The organism is Sphingomonas sp. (genome assembly GCF_035317925.1).
Lineage (GTDB): Bacteria > Pseudomonadota > Alphaproteobacteria > Sphingomonadales > Sphingomonadaceae > Sphingomonas_I.
The window spans coordinates 1-2,462 of the sequence record NZ_DATHFV010000211.1; the positions used below are offsets into that span (position 1 = coordinate 1).

A 2,462-nucleotide genomic window follows, 5' to 3' on the forward strand; every position below is an offset into this window, starting at 1 on the left:
CTCATAGTCTGTTGGACTTATCATCATTAGATTTGATTGAAGCGGCGTACTAGGCGCTTTCCCACGACGGGCCGTCCGGCCCGCCTTTCCGCACGCCCGAAAGGTTTCCCTTGGCCGACGCCGATAGTTCCGCACCTCGCAAGATCGTCGATGGCGAACCGGTGCTCGACGACGAACTCGGCGCACCCGTGGAGCCGGCGCCGCAGTCCGGCCGCCTGACGTTGCGCCGTATCCTGTTCGTGATCGGTCCGGTTGCCGCCCTGCTGATCGCGCTCGGTCTCTATCTCCATGGCGGCCGCTATGAGTCGACTGACAACGCCTATGTGCAGTCGGAGAAGGTCGGCATCACCGCCAACATTTCCGGCACGGTCACGGCGGTGCTGGTGCATGACAATCAGCATGTCCGCGCGGGCGACATCTTGTTCCGGATCGACCCCGCGCCTTTCGAGGCGGCGGTGGCGGAAGCCGAAGCCAAGCTGACGACCGCGCGGAGCGATATCCGCACCCAGCGCGCCAATTACGGCTCCGGCGCGTCCGAAGTGAAGGCCGCGCAGGATCGCCTTCACTTCGCGCAGCGTGAAGCGGCACGGCAGAAGGAATTGCTGGCCGAAGGAATTTCGTCCCAGGCGCAATATGACAATGCCGCGCTGGCGGCGGTCAGCGCCGCCCAACAGATCCAGACCGTCCAGCAGCAGAATGAAGGCGTTGCCGCCAGCCTGGGCGATAGCCTGACGGGTTCGCTCGACGCCAACGGCACGGTGCGCGCCGCGCAGGCGGCGCTCGAGCGCGCGCGGCTCAACCTGCAATGGACGGTGGTGCGCGCGCCGCAGGACGGCATCGTCACCAAGGTCGATCAATTACCGGTCGGCGCGTACGTCGCGGCGTCGCGGCCGGTCTTTACCCTGGTCGGCGAACGGCTGTGGATCGAGGCCAATTTCAAGGAAAACCAGCTCAATTATATGCGTCTCGGTCAGACCGCGACGGTCAAGGTCGACGCTTTCCCGGGCCTTAAGCTGACCGGCCATGTCGTGAGCTTCAGCCCCGGCACGGGCAACAGCTTCGCGTTGCTGCCGGCGGAGAATGCGACCGGAAACTGGGTCAAGGTCGTGCAGCGCCTGCCGGTCGAGATCGACCTCGATCGGGTGCCAGCCGATGTGCCGCTCCATGCCGGCCTGTCGGCCGAGGTGGTGGTCGATACTCGCCACGTCCGCACCCTGTTCGGCAGCGACAAGCGCGCGCCTGGAGCGCAAGCAGGCTCGCAATGAGCGCACCCGGCAAGGCGGCGCTGCAGGTCGACGCCACCAGCCGCCGCATGATCACCTTTTCGGTGATGGCGGCGACGATCATGAATTCGCTCGATACGACCATCGCCAATGTCGCGCTGCCGCACATCCAGGGGAGCGTCTCGGCTTCCCAGGATCAGATCACCTGGGTGCTGACCTCCTACATCGTCGCCGCCGCAATCATGACGCCGATGACGGGCTGGCTGGCCGGGCGTTTCGGCCAGCGGCGCGTGCTGATGGTCTCGATCGTCGGCTTCACGATCGCCTCCGGCCTGTGCGGGGTCGCGCAGAATCTGGGCGAGATCGTCGGCTTCCGATTGCTCCAGGGCGTGTTCGGTGCGGCTTTGATCCCGTCGAGCCAGGCGGTGCTGCTCGACATCAATCCGCCCGAGCGCCACGGCCAGGCGATGTCCATATGGGTGATGGGGGCCATCCTCGGGCCGATCCTCGGCCCCGGGCTCGGCGGCTGGCTGACCGACAATCTCACGTGGCGCTGGGTGTTCTATATCAACCTGCCGATCGGCGTGATTGCCTTCTTCGGCATCTCGACCTTCCTGCGTGGCGAAGGCCAGCATCGAACGGTCAAACTCGATTTCGTCGGCTTTGCCACATTGGGCCTCGCCATCGGCAGCCTGCAGATGATGCTCGACCGCGGCCAGCAGCTCGACTGGTTCTCGTCGCGCGAGATCGGCATCGAGGCGGGTCTCGCGGGCTTGTTCCTCTATCTGTTCCTCGTCCAGACCTTCACTTCCAAGCAGCCTTTCATCAATCCGAGGCTGTTCCTCGACCGCAATTTCCTCGGCTGCTCGATCATCGGCTTCGTGCTCGGCACGGTGCTGTTCGCGGTACTGTCGCTGCTGCCGCCGATGCTGGAAAACCTGATGGGCTATCCGGTCGTCACGACCGGCCTCGTCACGATGCCGCGCGGCGTCGGCACCTTGCTGTCGACGATCCTGGTCGGGCGGCTGGTGCGCAAGGTCGACAACCGTCTGCTGATGGCGGTCGGGCTCGCGCTCAGCGCCTTCTCGCTGGTGATGATGAGCCACATGTCGCTGCAGATGGACGAGCGCGTGGTTTTGCTCTCGGGCTTCGTCCAGGGGTGCGGCACGGGTATGGTGTTCGTGCCGCTTTCGACGATGGCCTTCGCCACACTCGATCAGCGCTTCCGCGCCGAGGGCA

2 protein-coding genes are annotated in these 2,462 nt (G+C 65.0%); both read left to right on the forward strand.

The features are described 5' to 3' along the window. The first annotated feature begins 110 nt into the window (after positions 1-110). Positions 111-1,265, forward strand: coding sequence for an HlyD family secretion protein (locus tag VK533_RS15585; protein ID WP_324379371.1), 1,155 nt, complete (start codon positions 111-113; stop codon positions 1,263-1,265). Continuing rightward, positions 1,262-2,462 (forward strand): DHA2 family efflux MFS transporter permease subunit (locus VK533_RS15590; RefSeq protein WP_324379373.1); only part of this gene is annotated, 1,201 nt, incomplete at its 3' end. The genes VK533_RS15585 and VK533_RS15590, both read left to right, overlap by 4 nt.